The organism is Thioclava litoralis, from assembly GCF_045278885.1.
GTDB classification, from domain to species: domain Bacteria; phylum Pseudomonadota; class Alphaproteobacteria; order Rhodobacterales; family Rhodobacteraceae; genus Thioclava; species Thioclava litoralis.
The window spans coordinates 113,584-134,682 of the sequence record NZ_CP135445.1; the positions used below are offsets into that span (position 1 = coordinate 113,584).

Genomic DNA, 21,099 nt, shown 5'->3' on the forward strand with positions numbered 1-21,099 from the left:
CGTCCCATATCCGGCCCGACGCAAAGCCCGAGGACGGGCGCGCGCCGCAGCAGGACGGCCCGCCTGCGACCCGCATGGCCGTAGGGCCGTTACTATCGGTCGTGGTGCCTTGCTATAACGAGGAGCAGTCCTTGCCCGAGACCCTCAGGCGGTTGCTCTGCGCCTGCGAGACCGTCTGTGGCGAGGATTTCGAGATCATTCTGGTCGATGACGGTTCGCGAGATATGACATGGCCGATGATTGCGCGGATGGCACGGGATGTGCCGCAGGTGGTGGCCATCCGGCTGGCGCGCAATCACGGGCACCAGCTTGCGCTTTCGGCGGGGTTGGATCTGGCACGCGGCGCGCGCATTTTCATTATCGACGCGGATTTGCAGGACCCGCCAGAGCTGCTTGGCCCGATGATGGCGCGCATGGATCAGGGGGTGGATGTGGTCTATGGCCGGCGGGTTGCAAGGCGGGGGGAAACCGCCTTCAAACGGGGCACGGCCGCGGGGTTCTATCGGTTGCTCAATCATATGGTCGATGTGCCGATCCCTGCCGATACCGGCGATTTCCGTCTGATGAGCCGCCGTGCGCTGGACCATCTGCTGTCGATGCCCGAACGTCACCGCTTTATTCGCGGGATGGTCGCGTGGATCGGGCTGCGACAGGAGCCGTTCGATTATATCCGCGAGGAGCGTTTTGCCGGTCAGACCCATTATCCTTTGCGCAAGATGCTATCTCTGGCGATTGATGCCATCACGGGATTTTCGGTGAAACCGCTTCGCATGGCCTCCTATCTGGGGCTTGTTGCGGCTGCAGGGGCGGTTATTTTGCTGGCCTATACCCTGATTTCATGGGCCTTTTTCACAACGGTCTCCGGCTGGGCATCGGTGATGATGACCATGCTCTTTATCGGGGCCGCACAGCTTCTGGTTCTGGGGGTCATCGGTGAATATCTGGGCCGGATGTTCATGGAGGCCAAGGGCCGCCCGCTTTATATCATTGACCATGTCGAGCGGTTCCCTGCCGCATCAGAGCCCTTGGTTGCGGCCGAACGGCGCGGGAGGCTGACACCGCAGGGCCACGCCGAATGGCAGGCTGGCGCGGCTCCGAGGCCCGAGGCGCGTCCCGAGGACCCCAAGGCAACGCCGTCTGCGGAAATGGCGGCGGGGTCGCATTCCGCCTGAGGGTGACGTTTAGGGCGGGCTGTTCCTCTGGCCGTGTTCGGCGCGGTGCGCATCTGTCGCGGTGCGCTTTGTCGGGGCCAGCAACCGCGAGAGATCGCCATTCATAAAGGCGTTCAGCAGGGGCAGCTTGGCGATGATCGCTGCCGCCAGAACGGTGATCACGGAGGCGCTTGCCCAGAGCAGCAGGCCGGGCAAGTCCGGCGGCAGCCACTTGACCGGATGCCCCGTCCAGAGCGCGGCAACCAGCAGCAGCGCCAGCGGATGCAGCAGGTAGAGGGTCAGACTGTCGCGCAGCCCCCAGCGGGCCATCCATCGCGGGGCCAGATCAGGCCAGCGCAGCGCGGTGCCCAGAAGGCCCAAGGTGATCAGGGGCACATGCAGGCCCCATTGCAGATCCATCGCGCGCAGTCCCAGCCGGTGGCACACCAGCACCTCGGCCAGACAGCTTGCCATGCCAAGCGCAAGGATCGCCAGAAAATGGCGGCCCTGCCAATGTGTTAGTCGATGCAGCGCGACCCCTGCCATCAGGCAGGGCAAGCCCGTAAGCTGGCGCAGGGTCACGACCGTGTCCCCGAAACGTCCCGGTCGCAGCAGGTTGATATAGCCTGCCGCGATATTGGCGAAAAGGATGAGGAGGCTCAAGGCGATGGCCAGCCGGAAGGCTTTGACCTCGGCGAGAGCGGCATTGGCCAGAAACCCCATGACCATTGCCGACAGGAACCACATGTGGAAATAGCTGCCACGGATCAGGGTTTCGATGTCAATCGACCCGATCCCGCCGCGCCAGACCTGAACAGGCAGGTACAGCACCCAGACCAGCGCGAAAATCACGCAGATCCGTGTGATGCGGGGCAGGGTGATCTTGGCAAAACGCCGTTCGCTATCGGCCAGATAATAGCCGCTGAGCGCCAGAAAGAACGGCACGGCCCAGCGAAAGGCCGATGTCCAGAGGTCTCCGGCCAGCGCGGGCCATTCGGGATAGCGGCCCGCATGCAGCGCGATCACTCCCAAGGCCGCGACCAGACGGAGCGCATCAATCGAGGTATTCCGGCGGGGCGGGGACAGGGGCATTGGCGTAGGCATCGGGCAAATCTCTTCAACGTCGGAAAATTAGTGGCGGCGGGTATCGGGGTAATAGGGTTAATCTACACGGCATAGTTGAATGCAGATCAATCTCTTTTTCTGATAGCGCCTTATTTTCCGGTGTTTTATGCGCAGAAAACCGCGCCTTTGACGCGAATGCATCTTTGAAACGCATTGCCTCTTGTCGGCGGGCAATGCCATAATACCTCTTGTGTCCCCTCCCCCCTCAATGGGCTCAGTTTCACGGGTATTTCCATGACCGATCTGATTACCTCCTCTGCGCCGGCAGATGCCGATTTCCTGTCTGTGCGTTTCGACCTCTGTTCGCAGCAGGAATGGCGCGACCTCCTTTTCCGCCCCGCAGGCGAGCGGTTCGATTATGTGGTGACGCCCAATGTCGATCATATCGTGCGCCTCGCCCGAGAGCCGGAGATCCGGCCGGTTTATGATGCGGCGCGCTGGCATATCTGCGACAGCCGTATCCTGCAGAAACTGGCGCGGCGGCGGGGGCTTGATCTGCAGGTCTATCCCGGATCGGATATGGTGGCGGACCTGCTGCATGATCGGGCGGCCAAGCGGCTGCGGATTCAGGCAATCGGGCCATCTGCGGAAGATTTCGCCAAACTGACGGCGCTTTATCCTGATCTGGATCTGGTCCGCGTCGAGGCGCCTTTCATGCGGCAGGGCAGCCCCGAATGGCGCGCGACGCTGGAAGCCGTAGAGGCGGTTCCGGCTGATATCTATCTGTTCTGCCTGTCTTTCCCGAAACAGGAGTTTTTCGCCGCGGATCTGAAGGCGCGCGGCATTGCCCGTGGGACAGGGTTCTGCGTCGGGGCCAGTCTCGATTTCCTGACCGGCCATCAGACCCGCGCACCGCAATGGATGCGTCAGGCGGGTCTGGAATGGGCGCACCGTCTGCTCAGCAATCCCCGCAGATTGTGGAAACGCTATCTGATCGATGCGCCGAAGATCTTCGCGCTTTACATGGCGGATAAGCGGCGCTGAAGCTCAGCGCACGCTTTTTTGCTTGATCAGGTTGATCTGGTGGACAAGGGCGCGGTGTTGCCGGTGAAGCTTGAGATGCCGCGTCAGTTTTTCACCGAAGAACAGGCCCGCGCCCAGCTTCTCGATCCCGCCGCGCCATTGGAACATGCGCTGGCGCAGGAAAAGCGTCAGCTTCTCGGCAGAGCCTGGCACATGTCCTTCTCCGGCAGGCACATAGCCACGCGCAACCAGCAAGGCGCGGGCTTTGCCTTCAAGCAAGGCGATATCCTCTGCCGAACATTTATGACGCCATTGTTCGATCAGCTTGGGATCGGGCGGGTCATAGGTGCTGTTCTTGTGATAGGAGAGCATCTCCTCGTCCCACGGCACATCAAGGAAATCGCAGACGCGATGGAGCTGGCTGTCAATGTCGCGGAACAGGTTCTCATAGGTGAGTTGCAAGGTGTTGGGATCATCGGGGGCAATGCCCGCCTTGTCCCAGGCCGCTTCGGTTTTGATCCAGTGATCCACCCCGTAATAGATATTGCACGACCACCCCATACCGATGGAAGAGCGTGCCACATCACGCGGATCGCGCAGCATGTGGATCAGCTTCACCTCGGGGAAAATGGCGCGGACCTTATCGACATTGCGATGGATGTTGATGGTCATGACCGGCTTCGAGCCGTACCGCGCATCGATCTGGTAGAGGAAATTCTCCAGCAGGTCCAAACCGTCTTTATCGGCAGGCACAATCAGCCCGTAGGCCTGAAAGATCCAGTCGAGGCGCATCTTGTCGATGTCATAGCGCCATTGGGTCGGATGCGAGGGGTCGGGCCAGAGAAAGTCGAACAGGAAATCCAGTTCGCCCGGGTTGGCGATCATCGGGTGGTGGTCCAGCATCAACCGGAAGACCGTCGTTCCCGAGCGTAAGGCACCGTAAACAAAAACGATATCTTTCGTCTTCGCCATGTTATCCATAAACATTCCTCGCGTTATGGTTGTTCTTTGCTGGAGAAAGGACCCTATGGCCAACCCGACAAGCAGGCCATAGGCGATTGGAATGACCCTCCGTCACTGCGGCACGAAGCGCGGCAGGACAGAGTTGACTTCAAGGAACATCTCTTTCAGCCGTTCCTCGGCATGGGCTTGGCTTTCGCCCTCGTTGATGGGGGTGGTCAGGCGCACGAGCGCCCCGTCCGTGCGGCGGATGGTGAAGCCGTCCCAGAGCAGGATCAGCTTGGCTTCCATATCCCATGCGATATGGCGGCCATGACTTTCGAACCAGTAATAGACCATCATCTGCGCTTCGCCCTTCTGGATGATCGCGCGGTTGATACGGAAGGGCTGCTTCAGCCCGACCTCGGGGGCGATATTCACGCGATCAAGCTTGGCGATCTCCCATCCCGAACTGGGCAGGCAGATTTCTGGCGAGTGGGTGCCGCCCTTCGTCTGGTCGTTATAATAGGCCGAGAAGAATTCGACAGGGGTCGTGCTGCCGGGGCGGGTGAAGCTTGCGCCGTAATAATCATTGGCCCCCAAGGACTGTTCGACCGCGGTATCCAGACGGGCCATCGGGCGCGACTGCCAGTCCTGCAGGTGGCGCGGGAACAGCGCGAAAGGGTCGCGGTCGATCTGGATCGGGGCCGGAGCCGGACGGATTTCCCAGCCAATCGCCGAAATGCCCAGAATAAGCGTGGCCGCGATCAGCCCCTTGGACGGCTCGATCAGACCAAGGCGTTTGGCCTGCGGCCAGAGCCCCGTGAAGTCGAGATCCAGCGCCTCGGGCAGGCTCATCTTGGAGCGTTGCAGCTTCAGCATGGTCCATGCCAGTCCGAACAGGATGACAACCGAGGACATGAAGATGACCCAGCCCTCGAAGAAATGCGAGAACCCTTCCAGATGGCTCTCGCCAAGATATTGCACCAGCCAGCCGGCAATCGCGATCCGCACCGAATTCATCACGACGGTGATCGGGGCTGCCGAGATCAGCAGCACGGCCTTGTGCCACATCGGGCCGCGATAGAGCACAGCGAAGACATAGGAGAAGGACATGATCGGGAACAAATAGCGCAGCCCCGAACAGGCTTCGGCTACATGCAGTTTCAGCACGCCCAGATCGATGATGTTGCCTTCAAGGAAGACCGGCACCTGCAGCAGCCCCAGAAGCGCCACGCCCAGTTCCGAGGAGATGCTCTGCAAAAAGGTCGACAGCTTGTAATACAGCACGCCGGGCAGGGGCAGCATATAGATCAGGTGCAGAACGGGCACCCAGAAATGTTTGCCCTGCGCCCAGCCGAAGCTGATCAGCAGCATCGAGCCGACCCAGAGGATGATCGCATAGGCGACCACATCATCGATCTGCGAGAATTTCCCCAGCGCCCCCAGTGCCACCGCAAAGAGCAGAACGGCAAGGCCGGGCCAGCGATTGACAGGGCCGCGATAGATCGGTTCGGATTTCAGCTCCTGAAAGAACATAAAGGCAGACAGCAGCGGGATCAGCGGGCCGTGGCTGTATTCTGGTGTGGCCCATGCCGTCAGCAGGGCGTCGAAACCTTCGTGGAAATAGACCACGGCGGCAATCGTCGCCAATCCGAACCAGATCAGGCCCAGTGGGGAGATGCGCGATGAACTGGCATCGGTCCCGGCCAGATAGTCTGTCATATTCAATTCCTTATCCGCAATGGGGCCCCAAGAAAAACCGGCAGGAGCGTGCAGGGTATCGGGCTGGCGAAACAATCAACGTTACTATTAACGCATTTTTAACCCAGCTGTGTCCTCTGGGGAAGGGAAGGTTTTGCCGATCGTTGTTTTCGCCCTTTTAGCGCATCGTTTTTGCCGGCTGTTACGGTGTCTTTGCGGCATATGTGGCAAAAAACTTCGTGAACCAGCGATTTGCGCAAGAAAGTGCCGCCGCGCCGATTTTTGAGCGAAAATCCACGAGCCGATATTTTTCTGCCTCATTTTGCGCGGAGAAATGCGCAATTCTGGGCAGAATCGGCAAAAATCCACCTCCCCTCAGGATTGTGGCGCGACGTCAAGTTTGCCACTCTTGGCGCACCCCTTACAGTTGAAGCTATTTACGGCCCCACATCCTGTACCATGCGCGCTGCATGGCAGGGTTTCGTCCTTAACCATTCGCTTCTCTTCTTCCCCCCTGACTGCGCGAGGCCTCCCCTATGTCTGATGCATCCCTTTCTTCCCCTATTGAAACGCTTGCCCCACCCGCCAAAGGCAGAGATGTCAAAACGGCCATCGAAGCCCCGCAGAAAACGCTCTATGCCCGGTCCGAAGCGGGAGTGACGCGCCGTGTTGGTGTCTTTGCGCCGAATTACGGTCTGGAGCATGTCACCTATGGGATTGACCTGCCCGACACCAAGTTTTCGGGCGTCTATGGGGGGACGGCCCGCCGGTTGCTGAAAGGCAGCTATTGGGATTATTCGCCGTGGGTCTTCGCACCGGGCACGGATCTGGTGCATACCTTCAACCATATCCCCTGCAACGGCGACTTCGTGGTCAGCTACGAACTGGAACTGCCGCGCACTTTGGGGCAGTGGAGCGATGCGCAGCTCAAGCGTTCGCTAGATCGGCTTTCAAGCGACCGCTGCCGTGGCATCCTGCCGCTGAGCGAGGCGGCAAAGGCCTATGCCACGCGCCGTTTCGAAGACTGGGGGTATGGCCATCTGGTGGACAAGCTGACGCTGTTCCGTGGCTGTGTGCGCACGCCCGATCCGCTGCCGGTCGCGCCGGAAAAACGTGAGGGGCCGATCAGGCTTTTGTTCATTGGCGGTGACGGGCTGCGCAAGGGGCTTTGGGCGGCGGTGACCGCGGCAGAGCGGCTGCATGCGCAAGGCATGGAGATCGAGCTGACCGTGATCGGGAAGGTGACCGAGCGGAGCTATGTCGTCGGAGGCCAGCGGATTGCAGGAGAGGAACTGTCGCGCCGTTTGGCCGACGCACCCTTCATCACGCATTATCAGACCCTTCCCAATGCGCGGATCTGGTCGCATTTGCGTCACTCCGATGCGCTCCTGTTCCCTACGGTCGATGAATCTTTGGGCTGGGTGACCATCGAGGCCGCGCTATGTGGCGTGCCGTCGATTGTTGGTGGGACGTTCGCCCAGCCCGAACTGGTCCGGCATGGCGAAACGGGGTGGATCCTGCCGATGGAGGCGGATCGTGACGGGCGCTGGATCCATCTTGCCGGTCCGCAGGCGATGGAGGCGTGGCCTGATCTTATGGAGAGTTTCGCGCAGGGGATCGTGAAGGCCGTCACCGAGATTGCACAAGATCGCGGACGGGCCGTCGAGATGGGCAAGCGCGCCCAGAGCTATCTGCAAGCCTATACCCATCCGCAGGCCGCGGCGACGCTGGATGCGATCTATTCCCAAGCCTGCCGGTGAATCACTTTCACACGCCTAACGAATGCATCGCCCCTTTCCTTCGCGGTTGGGGCGATTTTTCTGTCCTGCGTCGCGGCGGAGTGTTTCTGGCGCGATGATCATAACTTGTGCGCCGTTAACCTTTTAATGGTGAGAAATTAACGAATGTGACGGGCGCAACCGGCCGACGCTCACGTTCCCGTGATAATTTCTAATTTAAGCGAAATATTGCGTAAAAGAGATATGTCCGTGATCCGGCTTTGGGGTTATTCTGGGATCAGGATGGCGCGCGGATGCGATCCTATGTGGGCCATGCAAGGCATGGTGGGGTAAGGAACGCGAGGAATGGAGGATGTCTTGGGACGGGATGTCGCTCTGAACAAGCCGGTCGCAACATCGGCATCTGATGCGCAGGGGCTTTGCCTCGGAGGTGCTGGCACGACCAGGCGCGCGAAGCTGTCCGGTTACAAGATCGGATCGGGCTGGTGGATTCTGCCTGCCGCCTTGCTTGGCTTGATGCTCTGGATCGCCCTTGGATGGGCGGTCGTTTCGCTGTTTTTCTGAAATTTGAGGACCTGCCCTCAGAGGAGTCCTCTGGGGCAGGCCCGTATGCCGGAGATTATGGCAGGCAGGCGCTTAGGCTTGCGATGCTTTTTTCTTGCGGCGTGCAACGAAGCCAGCACCTGCCAGCGCGGTTGCCAGCAACGGCAGAGCTGCCGGAACCGGAACCGGCGTGGTCGACAGTGCAACGTCAACTGTGCCCGTGATCGCGCTCAGCGAGGACACGAGCAGGGTGTAGGTGCCTGCGGCCAGGGTATAGGTGCCCGACTCATCGCCAACATTGAACGAGACGATCGAGTTCGTGTAATCGGTCGTGTCGAAGATGTTGAAGTAGGGGTCGATGACGCTGCTCGACGCGCTCACCGAAACGCTGGAAGCTTCGTCCAGCGTGAAGGTGTAGGTGAAGGGCGAGTACATGCCAACGAGGGCGCCCGATGCGGACAGGGTTGCCGCTTGGGCTGCTGCGCCTGCGCCGAACGCGATTGCGGTGGCCAGTGCTGCGGTCTTGAGAGTTTTTTTCATAAATTTCACCTTTTGTTAAGCCGGCTTCGCCAGCAGGAGGGAAAGCACGCCATGATCTACCTGAGGGAGAATCCCGATACGCGCGCAAATCATGGTAAACTAAATGTATCTCGAATTTGATAGCTTTCTGCAACGCGGCAACATTTTTTTTATTATTTGCACGATTTTGCTTTCGGCTATTCTGAATCCTGTCCATGTGCGTGGTGGTTTAATACATTTATTTATGGAACCTAGCCCCGACAACTACATGTAGTGTTTTGTGAGCATCGCATACTAAATCTATTTTCCGTGCACTGTTGCTTTTTTGTTATTTCCCTGTGCGCTTGAACACGACGGAAACAGTACGGACCAGCAGTCCCATGTCGCGCGACAAGCTCAACCCACGGAAGTATCTATTGTCATAGCCGACACGCTCGACAAAGCTGGTGGCATTGCGTCCTTCGACCTGCCAGAGGCCGGTAATGCCGGGGCGCATATTGAAATACCACTTGCCGCCTGCGTCGCGATACAGCTCTTCCTGATCGATCAGGAAGGGGCGCGGGCCGACAAAACTCATGTCGCCGGTCAGCACGTTGAAGATCTGCGGCAGTTCGTCCAGCGAGGTTGCGCGCAGGAATTTACCGATACGGGTGATGCGCGGATCGTCGATCAGCTTCTGGTTCACATGCCACTCATGCGCCTTCACGGGATCTTCCTCGCACATCTTGCGCAAGGCCGCTTCGGCATCGACAACCATGGTGCGCATTTTCCAGCAGTTGAAGACTTTCCCGTGGCGGCCGATGCGCGGTTGCACGAAGAAACCGGGGCCGCCATCACGGCGGGCCAGCATCCATAGAACGCCGATAATCGGGAGGAGAACCGGCAGCATCAAGAGTGCGAAGACGATGTCGAAACACCGCTTCATACCGCGTGCATAGACACGGCGAATGCGAATCCCCTTTGAACCGGAGGATGAGTGGGTCGCAATCAACACAGATTTCATAACTTTAATCTCCAAGCTTCTGGCGCAGTTCTTGGCTAAAGCAGTTAACGTTACCGATCATGCCGCATCGCAGCGCTTCTGAAAATATACTTAACGTTTCAGCGATCAAATTTTTTCCATATTTGAGGCGAAAAACTGCCGATAAGGGCGCGAAAAGACACCGAAATTTTAGTTCACGAGTTCTCGATCACCTTTCATGAAAGGTCGAGAATTACCGCTATCAACGGGCCCTTTGCTTGTTTTTTCGACATATTTGAAAAGGCAATGCGAATCAGCCATGAGGTGAGATGACCAAGTCTCTACGCAATCTGTGGGGGTGCTGCAATTTCAACCTAAGGGAGACTTTCGGGGTGACGTCGGGTCGCCTCGGGCCTTCCCCTTGGTCAGCTTCCGTGCTGTTGATGCTGCAGCGCAGCCATCACCGCCAGCCCGCTCAGGAAGCCGCCCAGATGGGTCTGCCATGCAAGCTGCCCCGACAAGGTGACATACATCACCACATTGATGCCGATCAGGAACAGGCTCGGTGGGATGAGTGCCTTCCACGCCGCCGCGGCGCCGCCATTCTTGCGGGCGAGGCTGATTTGCTCGCCGACAAGAGCACCGGCAAGGCCGAACAGCGCCCCCGACGCCCCCACCATTGGCACCGGATCATGCGCCAGAAGGGCATAGACGCCCGCACCGCCCAAGGCGGACAGAAGATAGAGCACCAGAAACCGGAGTTGCCCCAAGGCATCGACCAAAGGCCGCCCGAGAGAGACAAGCGTCAGCATGTTGAAAGACAGATGCAGCACTCCGCCATGCAAAAACGCGTAGCTGACAAACATCAGCGCCCATTGACCGGGGTAATTGCCGCTCCAGCCCTGTAGGAGGCCCGGCCAGAAGGCGAAATTCTGATAGATCCAGCCACGAAAATAGCCCGAGGAGATCGATAGGATGGCTTCCGGAATCACGCAGGCCAAAACCAGCAAGACAAGCACCCGCGGTATCCTGACCCTGTTCATTTCTTATGGCCTCGTGCTGCGCAATCTCTACCAATGGTCACAACGGGGGGCCGTTGGCCCGCCGTTTCGTCCTCATCCTATCCGAATAGGCGCAGAGAGGTAAAACTTGGTTAACGCGCTGACGTGACGATCAGTGCAGGAAATCCAGGTCTTTTTCCAATGTCACAAAGAGCATCTCGGAATCGGCCGTGCGGTCTGCGGTGTCTTTCGAATAGCGCTTGGAGAGGCCTGCCGAAAGCTGTGTATCGCGGGCGAGCTCGCGCGAGAGCGAGACAGAGGCGTCGATGCGGCGGCTATCGGTGCCGTTTTCCTGTTCATTGGTGCTGGCAGACAGGCCGAAATTCAGCGCCGAGACTTCGGACAGATCGTGGCTGACCTTCGCCGATATGCGGGTGACGACGACATCTTCGTTGTCATCATTGCTATAGACCCTGCGGCGCAGCAGCAGGCTGAGCTTGTCGCGCGGCAATTCATGGCTCAGCGAGAGCGCGCCGATCCAGTTGGTGTCGCCCTCATCGGATGCGCTCAGGCCGACCATCGCGCTCAGGGTGCCATTTTGCAGGGCGCGTTTGCGCGAGGCGCTAAGTTCCTGACGGCGGCCCGACCCTTCGATCTGGCTCGACAGCATCACCCCGTAGGTGCCCAGACGGTCCTCGCGTTCCAGCCCGAGATTGAAGATCGCGCCATTCACCCGCTCGTCATAGGTGATCCGGTCGGTTTGCACATCGCTATAGCCGACGCCGAATTGCAGGGTGGTTACGGCATCGAGACGCTGGGTGGTCAGCACGCTGACAGAGCTTGTCTGGCGCTCGGTCTCGGTGATGTTGTCCACATTGTAGTCATCATAATGCAAGGCAAGCTGGTAACTGCTGGACGCATTGGGCGTCAGCGTCAGGCCGAGGTCGTAATAGGCGCGCTGCGAGTTCGAGTAGCTTGTCGATTGCGTATCGTAATATTGCAGGTCGGTATAGCGATAGCCGACACTAAAGCTGACCGGACTGTCGATGCCGCCCTGATACCCCAGTTTCAGATCGGCCACGCCGCGCTGGCCGCGCCCGTCATAATCCAGCACCGAACCGGTTTCGTCATAGCTGACAGACTGATCGGTGACTTCGGTCCGTGTGTAATTCAACCCGAAGCTCAGCGCATCGCGCGCGCTCTGGGTTTTGTAATCAAGGGCCAGCTTGGGCAGGAAGACGGTCTCGCCGCCATCCTCCAGACGCCATAGAAGGTCACTGCCGAAATGCAACTCAGAGCTTTGCGTGGCGCGGCTGTAATCATAGGTCAGACCCGCATTCAGGCGGGATTCATAATCGTCATTTTCCCGACGCAAATCGAGATTGGTGCCGCTTTCGATCCCGAGACTATAGCCAAGCTGGCTGTGATTGCCCTTTATCTCTTCCGCCAGACCGGGCGTGCCGAGAAGGGCACCGGTGGCGCAGGCCAGCGCAACCCGCGCGACCTGTGCTTTGGGTCCTTTGGTGGCAAGACGCTGTCTTGCCCCGCAGGTCTTGTGCCGGAGCCTCTCGTGCATTTTCGTCATCACTCTTATTCGAACAGATGGCGTTCCGGCACCGAGATGACATCGCCATCGGTCAACAGCGTGCCGCCGGAAATGCCTTTATGGTGCTTATAGTCGAACAGGTAGATCTGTTCGGCATGGGTCTGCGGGTCCACGCGATGCAGCTCGACACGTTTGGTGGCAGCGAAGCGGGTGAAACCACCTGCCGAAGCAATGGCTTGCAGCAGGGTGATCCCTTTCTCGACCTCCAGCATGCCGGGGGAATTGACCTCGCCCATCATGTAGATCTTTGCCTTCTCGGGCATGAATTCGTCGGTGTCATAAAGCTTCTGCACCGCGACATAGACCGAAGGCGGAGCGGTGAATTCGGCGGCGAGGCGGCTGGACAGCGCGTGACGCACGGTATCCACCGAGTTGCCTGCCGCGCGCACCGTGCCCGCACCGGGGAAGGAGATCGACCCGTCGGGCAGCACCAGCACCGTGCGGTTGAGAGAGCTATCCTCGACCACTTCGATTTGCAGCGTATCGCCGGGCTTGATGACATAGGCGGCCATTGCCGTTGCTGGCAGGGCCAGCAGAACCAGCGCAAAGAAAACCGAAATGAATCTCGACATGCCTGAACCTTTTTCTTTCTTGGTGAAAACCATGGTCACGCCTGTGGTCTTGCCAAAGCCTTGAGCCGGGGGGAAGCCCTGAAAGACCAAAAATGACACGTCATGGTTGTGTTTCGTTGCGTTGCATTGGTTTCATGCGCAAAGTTTTGCCATTTGTCCGCCGGACCGGCATTTATTGCACAAGAGATTGTTGGGCCTGATCAATTTCGGATTTCAGCCCCGGATAGCCATGCGCGCCATTGGCCAGCAGGTCACTGGCGCGCTGATACTGGGCCTGCGCGGGCTGGGCTTCGCCCGCTTTCGCCAGCGCGCGGCCATAATGGTAGGCAACCGAAGGATCTTTCGGCAAGCCAGTCGCTGCGGCCTGAAGCTCGCTGACCGCGGTCTCGTTCTGGCCGCGCAGGAAGGCCAGCCAGCCATAGGTGTCGCGGAAGGCGGGCTCTTTCGAGCCGTTCAGGCGGCGTGCCACTGTCCATGCCCGATCCAGCGAGGCCTTGTCCGAACGGGTCGAGGCCAGAAGGCTGGCGAGGTTATTGGCAACGATCACATCGTTACTATTGGCGGCATAGAGTTTTTCGTAAATGGCGATCGCGGCGTCGATATCTCCGGCCTGTTCCGAGCGTCCGGCCTGAAGCATGTTCAGGGCACGGCTGTCGGGCAGGGCGGCGAGCGCGCGGGTCAGCACGGCCTGCGCGGCATCGGGCTGACGCGCCTGCATTTCGAGGCCGTAGAAGGCCTGCCAGCCGGTTTCGAAGTCGGGATGCGCCTCGGTCAGGGCGGTCATGCGTGTGCGGGCGGCATCGGTCTCGCCGCGCAGGGCCTCAAGCTGTGCCAGAAGCACTATGGCTTCGGGGGCATCGGGATAGTCCGTGACCAGTTTCTGGGCATCCTGATACGCGACATCGGCTTGTCCCTGACGCACGCTGTTGCGGATGATTGCAATCTGCGGCCCCAAGGAGCCACCCGCATGGCTGGACAGACCTTCAAGGAAACGCCCCAGATCGTCGTCACGACCCTGACCTGTGAGCATCTGCGCCTGCAATTCGTCTGCGGCACTCTGGGCGTTGGCATCATTGGGGAAACGTTCGCGCAGGGCCTTGATGTCCTGCTGCATCCGGCCCCAGTCCTTCATCGCCAGATGGACCTGTGCCAGCGTCGTCAGCAGCGGCTGGCTGACCGGCTTGCGGCGCAGCGCATCCACCAGCACGGTCTCTGCCGAGCCATAGCCCTGCCGCCCCGCAAGATAGCGGGCATAGCGCAGGGATTCATCGACCCCTTGGTTCGAGGTCTCGACGGCGCGGGCCAGCATGTCGGCCATCAGCTCGTTGCGGCCCTCGCGCTGATAGGCTTTGGCCATCAGCGTCAGAACCTGCGCGTCATTGGGCGCATTGGCCAGCGCCGAACGCAGCGTGGCAACGGCATCATCGGTTTTGTCCTCGTCAATCAGCCACGAGCTTTTCATTTTCAGCGCGGCGACATGTTCGGGATTGTCCTTCAGGACCTGCTCGACCAGAGCGCGCGAGCCAACGGGGTTTCCGGCCGTCAGGCGCATCTGCGCAAGCTGGATGCGCAGGTTCTCGGTCTCGGGCGCGGTTTTGTCATCGCTCGAGACGCCGTCCAGAATGGATTCCATCTCGGACATGCCCTGATCGCGCTGCCCAAGGGTGAAATCGGCCCCCGCCCGCAGCGCACGGAACTGCGCCAGATTGGCCTCGATATCATGGGGCAGCGGTTTTTCGTCCAGCATCTGGGTCAGCGCGTCCCGCATCGCCTCCGTGCTGCGCAGTTGCGCGAGGAAACGCAGATAGACCATCCGCGTCTGCGGCTTGTCGGAGCTGGGATCGATCCGGCCTTTCAGCCATGCTTCGGCCTCGTCGCTGCGATTCGCCTGCAGGTAGAATTGCACCAGCACCCGATCCAGCGTTTCATCTTCTGGCCAAAGCGTAATCATTTTGCGGATTTCTGCCTCAATAGCGGGCTTGTCATCCTGACGCGTCAGCACCAGCAGACGCATATTATGCAGGTCACGGTCGTCGGGCACCTGCTGCAACCCTTCGTCAATGGTGCTCAGGGCCGAGGTCAGATCGGCAAGGCGCAGATCTTCTGTCACAACGACGCGACGGGCTTGCAGGTTTTTGGAGTCGGCCTTCAGCAGGGCGCGCGCCTGTTTGGCGGCGGCTTCCATCCCGTCCGTATCTCCCGAAAGATTGGCCTTGCGATAGGCCGTTGTGGCGGCCAGCGCCTGTAGATCCGCATCATCAGGGGCCAGCGCAAGAGCGGCATTGCCGTAGCGTTCCGCATCATCGAAGGCGTGCATATCCAGAGCGAGCAATGCCAGAGAGCGAATCGCTTCCAGATTTTTGGGGTCCTGTTCGGAGATTTTCCGGTACTGAGCAAAGGCTTGTGATGACTGACCATTCTGTTCGAGAATTTGCGCTAATAGCAGTCGGGCCGCGACCAGACTCTCGTCCTTGGAAAGCGCGTTACGTAATTCTACCTGAGCGCGCGCCGTATCGCCCTCATCCAGCAACTGCTGCGCGTGGGCCAGATGCTTGGCCGCCTGTTCAGATGCAGAATCGCAACCGGCCAGAAAAGCTGCAGTTACAAAGGCGAGAAGGACACGTTTCAAGGTGATCAATCCATTTTTATCCAAATTTGGGGTCACCATGCCTCATTGCTTTGCGCGAGACAACACGCCATTCACCCGCCCATATCACAACTGGTAAATTCCCGCTAATCGCGAGATTTTTTGCGGAAACGCATTGAACTACCCGGAAGCTGACGGTTTATTCTTGTGGAGTTCGACTTTGCCGGAGTTTTCGCTAGATAGGGAAAGCCGAACGGTTAACTAAAAAACAATAAGCACGGAGCCATAGGTGTTGTTGATAAATCGGGACCACATTCATGGCTGAAGTGGTGCTTTACACAGATTATTTCGGCCTTTCCGAACGTCCTTTTACCTTGGTCCCTGACCCGTCGCTGATCTACTGGTCAGTGCAGCACAAGCGGGCATACTCGGTTTTGCAATACGGCCTGCTGTCGCGCGCGCCTGTCACCTTGGTGTCAGGCGAGATCGGTGCTGGCAAGACGACTTTGGTCCAAGCCGTTTTGCGGGAAATGGATGCCGACCTGACCATCGGTCTCATTTCGAACGCCCAAGGCGGACGGGGCGAGTTGCTGCGCTGGATCCTGAATGCTTTCGGCGTGGATACCGATGACCTTCCCAACGAATATGTGGCGCTGTTCCAGCGCTTTCAAGATTTCCTGCTGGAGCAATATACCACAGGACGCCGTGTCGTTTTGATCATCGACGAGGCGCAGAACCTTTCGGCGGAAGGGCTCGAAGAAGTCCGCATGCTGACCAATATCAATTCCAACAAGGACGAGCTGATCCAGCTTGTGCTGGTTGGACAGCCCGAGCTGCGCGATATCATCCGCGGCCCCAATATGAGACAGTTGGCCCAGCGGATTTCGGCAAGTTATCACCTTGATAGGCTGGACCGCGACGGCGTAGGCGCGTATATCGCCCATAGGTTGCGCGCCGTGGGGGGTACGGGGCAGGAATTTGCTCCGGACGCCTGTGACATGATCTATGACCATACCGCTGGCATCCCCCGCCTTGTGAACCAACTATGTGATTTTTCAATGCTTTACGCTTGGAACGACGAAGAAAAGCAGATTACCGCACCCACGGTTGCCGCAGTCTTGGCTGATGGCGTCTTCTTTGGCGATACAGAAATGGAACCCGCACCATGAATGCCGATATCCGATTTTACTTGGCGATTTTCATGCGGCGTTTGCCGCTGTTTTTGCTTGTCTTTGTTCTGATCGCGTCCAGCGGCATTTTTGCAGCTCTTACCCTCCCTCCGGTATATCGCGCGCAGATGCAGATCGTGGTCGAAGGGTCGCAGATCCCCGACAAGCTGGCGCAATCGACGGTCAACACCCCCGCTGAAGAGCAACTCCAGTTGTTTGAAAGCCGTTTGATGACGCGCTCGAACCTGCTGGAGATCGCCCGCAAGTATAACGTTCTGCCGGATCAGGCGACCCTGAACCCCGACCAGATCGTGCAGGGAATGCGGGCTGCAACCGATGTCGAAAGTTCGAGCGGGCGCAATTCGGCCACGACGATGGTTGTCACCTTCGATAACCATAACCCGCAGGTCGCGGCGAAGGTGGTCAATGACTATCTGACCTTCATTCTCAACGAAGACGCCCGCAACCGGACGGAGACGGCGAACCAGACGCAGGAATTCTTCGAAAACGAAGTGTCCCGTCTGGCAACCGAAATGAACCAGCAAAGCGCGCGTATTCTGAAGTTCAAGACAGAGCATGCCGATGCGCTGCCCGAGAACCAGAGCTATTTCCGCACCCAGCAGCGCGACTACCAGCGCCGTCTGGACCAGATTTCCAGCGACGCTGCCGCACTTGAAAAACAGAAAAGCAGCCTGCGCCAGATCTACGAGACCACCGGTCGGATCGATAGCCGCCAGTCCAATCTGCCCCCCGAGCAGAAGCGTTTGCTGGACCTCAAGGCCCAGCTTGCCGAGCTGGAAGCGGTATACGCCCCCGATAGCGCGCGTGTGACGGTGATCAAAAACCGGATCACGCAGCTTGAAAAAACCATCAGCGGCAACCAGAGCGATGACAGCCAGACGGCGAAAGACCCGTCGGAGGCGGTGTTCGACCTGCAGATTGCCGATCTTGACCGCCAGCTTGACCAGCTCAAGGACGAACAGTCGCAATACACCGCGCAACTGGCCGAGGTGGAGGATGCCCTGTCGAAGATCCCTGCGAACGCGATCGCCCTAGAGGCCCTGCAGCGCGATTACGATAACGCTCAGTCGCAATATAATGGCGCGGTGCAGCGTCTTGCGACCGCCTCCACCGGCGAGCGGATCGAAAGCCTGTCGCGCGGCCAGCGTGTCAGTGTGATCGAGCAACCCGCCGTGCCGACCGAGCCGATCAAACCTTCGCGCAAGAAAATCGCTGTGCTGGGGATTGCCGGTGGCATCATGGCCGGTCTGGGCTTGATTGTCTTGATCGAGATGCTTTCGACCACGGTGAAACGTTCGAGCGATCTGATCAACGGTCTCGGGATCACGCCTTTGGCCACGATCCCCTATATGCGCACGCAAGGGGAGGTGCAGCGTAACCGCAAACGCCTGCTGACGATTTCGTTGATCGTCTGTCTGGGTATTCCTTTCGCGCTGCTGATGATCCACACTTTCTACATGCCCTTCGAGGTGATCGCCCAGAAGATCGCCGCGAAAGTCGGCCTTTATATCTGAACGGGGACTTGTGACGATGGAAAAGCTTCAACAGGCTCTCGAAAAGGCGCGGGCGAACCGCGCGACGGGGCTCGCGGCCGACGGGCGCGCGCGTCCGAACATGACCGCCGCGCCCACAGCCGAAGCGCATTCGGCACCGTGGCTGGCCTTGCCTGAAATGCGTCTGGACGGAAAGTTGCTCAAGACCAACCGTCTGCTGCTTTCGGGCAATACCGCGGAAAGTGCGCATTTCGATCTGTTGCGCACGCGGTTGCGCGAGGAGATACGTCGCCACGAGGCACGGCGGATCGCCATTGTCTCGGCGGGGCCGAATGCGGGCAAAAGCACCGTGATCAGCAATCTGGCGCTGTCTTTCGGGCGGCTGCCTTTTTTGCGCACGATGCTGTTCGATTTCGATCTGCGTCACCCCACGCTGGCGCGGATCTTCGGCCAGTCGCCCAAATCGAATATGGGCGCGGTCATCAATAGCGAGGTCGCCTTTGCCGATCATATGATGCGCTACGGGAACAATCTGGCGGTGGGGATGAATAACGCGCCGGTGCCCTCGTCTGCGGAATTGCTGCAAAGCGACGGGATCGAGGATTTCCTCAATGCCGTGCAGGACGCCTATACGCCGGATCTGATGCTCTTCGATCTGCCGCCGCTTCTGGTGGCCGATGATGCCTACGGGTTCCTGCGTCATGTCGATGGGGTGATCATGGTCATCGAGGCCGAAGTCACCTCGAAAAGCCAGATTGACGCGCTCGAGCAGAAGCTCTCCGACCAGACGCGTCTGCTGGGGGTGGTGCTGAACAAATGCAACTTCCCCGACGAGAATGATCCGACCGGTTATAATTACGGGTATAACTGATCAGACAGGGCAGGCGGTCTCCGGATAGCCTGCCCGAATTCTTTGCACGCTAGCAATTTTCTGCCATGCGGCATCGAGCCCCCTTTCCCATGATGACGTAATCGGTGACTGTGCAACCTGAGCTTGCTTTGTGTTAGCTCAATTCGCCTTTTATCCTTCGTCATTCAGGGACCTCATGTCGTGTATTTAAAAGAAATCCAGGGTTTCCGCGTGGTCGCGGCCCTGCTGGTTGCCATCTACCATATCTGGTTTCACCGCGTGTCCGGTGGGGTGGATGCGTTCTTCGTAATCGCAGGGTTTTTCCTGTTTCAGGGCTTTCTCAAGCGGGACGATCTGCACTTTGGCGATGTCACCAAATACTGGCGCCGCACCTTGGGGCGGATCGTGCCCAGTGCCTCGGCGGTCGTGCTGGGGACATCCCTTCTGTTCAGCGGTTTCGGGACGCGCATCCTGTCCGAAGAGCGCATCGACAGCGCGATTGCGGGCATTCTGTTCTATGAAAACATGTGGCTGTCGAACCACGGGGTGAATTACCTCTCGATGGGGCAGACGCCGTCCCCCTTCCAGCAGCTCTGGGCACTGTCGGTGCAGTTCCAGCTGTATTTCATGCTGCCGCCGCTGGTCTATCTGGTCTTCCGGCTGTGCCGCAACCGCACCAATGCGCGCCGCGCCATGACGCAGGTCTTTCTGGGGCTGCTCGCGCTGGCCTTTGCCTATGCGCTTTACAAGACCTATCGTTACCAGCCGAGCGCCTATTTCAACACCTTTGCCCGCCTGTGGGAATTTCTGGCCGGCGGCCTGCTGGCACTTGTCCTGCCGCGCATCGTTGTGGGCCGTGCGGTGGCCAAAGGGCTGGGCTATGCCAGCCTGATAACGCTTGTCGGATTTGCCGCCGTGATCCCTGTGGCGGACTCCTTCCCCGGTTGGGCCGCGCTCATTCCCGTGCTGGCCACATCGGCGATTATCGTCGCCGCCCGTAACAACGCCGGTATGGTGGTGCTGAACAACCGCGCCATGCAATGGCTCGGCAACCTGTCCTTTACCTTCTATCTCTGGCACTGGCCGATCTATCTGTTCATCTGGGATCGCACCGGCACCCCGAACGTGTCCGTCGGGGTGGGGATGGCCATTCTGCTGGTGGCCTTTGTGCTGGCCTTTGTGACCTATCATTTCCTTGAAACACCGTTCCGGAACCTGCGACTGGTCAAGAAGCGGCTGGCCACGGCCGTGACCGTTTGCGCGCTGGCGCTGGTGCCGACGCTGGGGTTCTCATGGGGGTGGAAACACCATGTTGATGAACGTCAGGTCGCCTCGCTTGAAGATATCGAGAAGGCGGTAACCGGCGAGAAGGTGGCGCAACTGACCCCTGATCTGCGCCTGATCAAGGATGACATCCCCTCAAGTTACAAGGATGGCTGCTATCAGCGCAATTTCCATGCCTCGGATGTGGTCAGCTGTAATTACGGCAACCCGTCGGGCAGCTACCGGATTGCGCTTGTGGGGGGGAGCCACGCCCTGCAATGGCTGCCTGCGCTACAGGAGATTGCCCGTAAGGACCCGCGTATCAAGATTATCAATCTGGTGAAAAGCGGCTGTACATTCACCCTGTCACTGGACGGGATGGAGATCGATTCCGACCGTGCGGCCTGTCTGGACTGGAACCGTCAGGCGGTGGAAAAGCTGAAGGCGCTGGACCCCGATATGGTGGTCACCAATGCCACGCGGATCCAGCGCGATGGCGAAACGATTCCGCAGGGCTATCGTATGGCGTGGGATGCGTTGCCCCATACGCCGGTGATCGCCATCCGCGACAATCCGCGTGCCAGCTTCGACATCGCAGCCTGTATCGACCGTAATGGCGAGGACGATCCCGCCTGCGATGCGATGCGCCCGACGCTTGCGCGCGATGCGTTGCAGCCGGAAAACCTGCCCGATCATGTGGAAGCTGTCGATTTTTCGGGGTTCTTCTGCGAGGAGGGGCGGTGCCCTGCAGTGCGTGACAAGATCATGCTTTACCGCGATTCAAACCATATTACGGCAACCGCCTCGCGTTTGATGGCCCAGCCGCTTTATGACCGGATCAAGCTGCACCTCGACTGACCCCGGAGGGACAGACAAGGTGCAGGACTTTCGGA

General features: G+C 59.0%; 17 protein-coding genes. 8 read left to right on the top strand and 9 right to left on the bottom strand.

What is annotated here, in order from left to right; genetic code table 11:
- Positions 1 to 74: 74 nt before the first annotated feature.
- Positions 75 to 1,172 (top strand): glycosyltransferase family 2 protein, encoded by a 1,098-nt coding sequence (locus tag RPE78_RS16370; RefSeq protein ID WP_406721730.1) that lies wholly within the window; start codon positions 75 to 77, stop codon positions 1,170 to 1,172.
- 9 nt (positions 1,173 to 1,181) lie between these two features.
- Here RPE78_RS16370 and RPE78_RS16375 read toward each other — a convergent pair whose 3' ends face one another.
- A complete protein-coding gene (locus RPE78_RS16375) occupies positions 1,182 to 2,255 on the bottom strand; it encodes an acyltransferase family protein (RefSeq protein ID WP_406721723.1) in 1,074 nt (357 codons plus the stop codon).
- Positions 2,256 to 2,510: 255 nt separating this feature from the next.
- On the opposite strand from RPE78_RS16375, the gene RPE78_RS16380 reads away from it, so the two are divergent.
- Positions 2,511 to 3,260, top strand: a complete 750-nt coding sequence (locus tag RPE78_RS16380) for a WecB/TagA/CpsF family glycosyltransferase (protein ID WP_330629537.1) — start codon at positions 2,511 to 2,513, stop codon at positions 3,258 to 3,260.
- 3 nt (positions 3,261 to 3,263) lie between these two features.
- On the opposite strand, the gene RPE78_RS16385 is transcribed toward RPE78_RS16380, so the two are convergent.
- Together RPE78_RS16385 and xrtD are read right to left on the bottom strand one after the other, a co-directional pair.
- Entirely contained in the window at positions 3,264 to 4,211 is a 948-nt protein-coding gene (locus RPE78_RS16385; RefSeq protein WP_330629538.1) for a sulfotransferase, read from the bottom strand.
- Positions 4,212 to 4,313: 102 nt separating this feature from the next.
- Positions 4,314 to 5,903, bottom strand: coding sequence for a VPLPA-CTERM-specific exosortase XrtD (xrtD, locus tag RPE78_RS16390; RefSeq protein WP_330629539.1), 1,590 nt, complete (start codon positions 5,901 to 5,903; stop codon positions 4,314 to 4,316).
- Between the two features lie 515 nt (positions 5,904 to 6,418).
- Here xrtD and RPE78_RS16395 point away from each other — a divergent pair.
- Together RPE78_RS16395 and RPE78_RS16400 are read left to right on the top strand one after the other, a co-directional pair.
- Positions 6,419 to 7,642, top strand: coding sequence for a glycosyltransferase family 4 protein (locus RPE78_RS16395; protein WP_330629540.1), 1,224 nt, complete (start codon positions 6,419 to 6,421; stop codon positions 7,640 to 7,642).
- 324 nt (positions 7,643 to 7,966) lie between these two features.
- Positions 7,967 to 8,185: a hypothetical protein gene (locus tag RPE78_RS16400; protein WP_330629541.1), complete on the top strand. Its 219-nt coding sequence runs from the start codon at positions 7,967 to 7,969 to the stop codon at positions 8,183 to 8,185.
- A gap of 72 nt (positions 8,186 to 8,257) precedes the next feature.
- On the opposite strand, the gene RPE78_RS16405 is transcribed toward RPE78_RS16400, so the two are convergent.
- From RPE78_RS16405 to RPE78_RS16430, 6 genes are all read right to left on the bottom strand, one after another.
- Entirely contained in the window at positions 8,258 to 8,704 is a 447-nt protein-coding gene (locus tag RPE78_RS16405) for a VPLPA-CTERM sorting domain-containing protein (protein WP_330629542.1), read from the bottom strand.
- A 307-nt stretch (positions 8,705 to 9,011) separates the two neighbouring features.
- Positions 9,012 to 9,608: a sugar transferase gene (locus RPE78_RS16410; protein ID WP_330629543.1), complete on the bottom strand. Its 597-nt coding sequence runs from the start codon at positions 9,606 to 9,608 to the stop codon at positions 9,012 to 9,014.
- Between the two features lie 461 nt (positions 9,609 to 10,069).
- Positions 10,070 to 10,663 carry a rhomboid family intramembrane serine protease gene (locus RPE78_RS16415; protein WP_330629545.1) on the bottom strand — a complete coding sequence of 198 codons (594 nt, stop codon included), beginning with the start codon at positions 10,661 to 10,663 and terminating at the stop codon, positions 10,070 to 10,072.
- Between the two features lie 154 nt (positions 10,664 to 10,817).
- Positions 10,818 to 12,230 (bottom strand): hypothetical protein, encoded by a 1,413-nt coding sequence (locus tag RPE78_RS16420; protein ID WP_330629546.1) that lies wholly within the window; start codon positions 12,228 to 12,230, stop codon positions 10,818 to 10,820.
- A 5-nt stretch (positions 12,231 to 12,235) separates the two neighbouring features.
- Complete coding sequence (locus RPE78_RS16425) at positions 12,236 to 12,823, bottom strand: polysaccharide biosynthesis/export family protein (protein ID WP_330629547.1); 588 nt, start codon at positions 12,821 to 12,823, stop codon at positions 12,236 to 12,238.
- A 172-nt stretch (positions 12,824 to 12,995) separates the two neighbouring features.
- Positions 12,996 to 15,452: a tetratricopeptide repeat protein gene (locus RPE78_RS16430; RefSeq protein ID WP_330629548.1), complete on the bottom strand. Its 2,457-nt coding sequence runs from the start codon at positions 15,450 to 15,452 to the stop codon at positions 12,996 to 12,998.
- Positions 15,453 to 15,727: 275 nt separating this feature from the next.
- Between RPE78_RS16430 and RPE78_RS16435 the strand changes: the two genes are divergently transcribed.
- The 4 genes from RPE78_RS16435 (at position 15,728) to RPE78_RS16450 (ending at position 21,064) form a co-directional block, all read left to right on the top strand.
- Positions 15,728 to 16,579 carry an AAA family ATPase gene (locus RPE78_RS16435; protein ID WP_330629549.1) on the top strand — a complete coding sequence of 284 codons (852 nt, stop codon included), beginning with the start codon at positions 15,728 to 15,730 and terminating at the stop codon, positions 16,577 to 16,579.
- Positions 16,576 to 18,114: a hypothetical protein gene (locus RPE78_RS16440; protein ID WP_330629550.1), complete on the top strand. Its 1,539-nt coding sequence runs from the start codon at positions 16,576 to 16,578 to the stop codon at positions 18,112 to 18,114. Before RPE78_RS16435 ends, RPE78_RS16440 begins: the two co-directional genes overlap by 4 nt.
- A gap of 16 nt (positions 18,115 to 18,130) precedes the next feature.
- Positions 18,131 to 18,964 (top strand): hypothetical protein, encoded by an 834-nt coding sequence (locus RPE78_RS16445; RefSeq protein WP_330629551.1) that lies wholly within the window; start codon positions 18,131 to 18,133, stop codon positions 18,962 to 18,964.
- Positions 18,965 to 19,144: 180 nt separating this feature from the next.
- Positions 19,145 to 21,064, top strand: a complete 1,920-nt coding sequence (locus RPE78_RS16450; protein ID WP_330629552.1) for an acyltransferase family protein — start codon at positions 19,145 to 19,147, stop codon at positions 21,062 to 21,064.
- The last annotated feature ends 35 nt before the right edge of the window (positions 21,065 to 21,099 follow it).

What these genes read in the sequence shown, in the direction of transcription:
- RPE78_RS16370 (WP_406721730.1), top strand. Translation starts at nt 75, where the DNA reads ATGGCCGTAGGGCCGTTACTATCGGTCGTGGTGCCTTGCTATAACGAG.
- RPE78_RS16375 (WP_406721723.1), bottom strand. Translation starts at nt 2,255, where the DNA reads ATGCCTACGCCAATGCCCCTGTCCCCGCCCCGCCGGAATACCTCGATT.
- RPE78_RS16380 (WP_330629537.1), top strand. Translation starts at nt 2,511, where the DNA reads ATGACCGATCTGATTACCTCCTCTGCGCCGGCAGATGCCGATTTCCTG.
- RPE78_RS16385 (WP_330629538.1), bottom strand. Translation starts at nt 4,211, where the DNA reads ATGGCGAAGACGAAAGATATCGTTTTTGTTTACGGTGCCTTACGCTCG.
- xrtD (WP_330629539.1), bottom strand. Translation starts at nt 5,903, where the DNA reads ATGACAGACTATCTGGCCGGGACCGATGCCAGTTCATCGCGCATCTCC.
- RPE78_RS16395 (WP_330629540.1), top strand. Translation starts at nt 6,419, where the DNA reads ATGTCTGATGCATCCCTTTCTTCCCCTATTGAAACGCTTGCCCCACCC.
- RPE78_RS16400 (WP_330629541.1), top strand. Translation starts at nt 7,967, where the DNA reads ATGGAGGATGTCTTGGGACGGGATGTCGCTCTGAACAAGCCGGTCGCA.
- RPE78_RS16405 (WP_330629542.1), bottom strand. Translation starts at nt 8,704, where the DNA reads ATGAAAAAAACTCTCAAGACCGCAGCACTGGCCACCGCAATCGCGTTC.
- RPE78_RS16410 (WP_330629543.1), bottom strand. Translation starts at nt 9,608, where the DNA reads ATGAAGCGGTGTTTCGACATCGTCTTCGCACTCTTGATGCTGCCGGTT.
- RPE78_RS16420 (WP_330629546.1), bottom strand. Translation starts at nt 12,230, where the DNA reads ATGACGAAAATGCACGAGAGGCTCCGGCACAAGACCTGCGGGGCAAGA.
- RPE78_RS16425 (WP_330629547.1), bottom strand. Translation starts at nt 12,823, where the DNA reads ATGTCGAGATTCATTTCGGTTTTCTTTGCGCTGGTTCTGCTGGCCCTG.
- RPE78_RS16435 (WP_330629549.1), top strand. Translation starts at nt 15,728, where the DNA reads ATGGCTGAAGTGGTGCTTTACACAGATTATTTCGGCCTTTCCGAACGT.
- RPE78_RS16440 (WP_330629550.1), top strand. Translation starts at nt 16,576, where the DNA reads ATGAATGCCGATATCCGATTTTACTTGGCGATTTTCATGCGGCGTTTG.
- RPE78_RS16445 (WP_330629551.1), top strand. Translation starts at nt 18,131, where the DNA reads ATGGAAAAGCTTCAACAGGCTCTCGAAAAGGCGCGGGCGAACCGCGCG.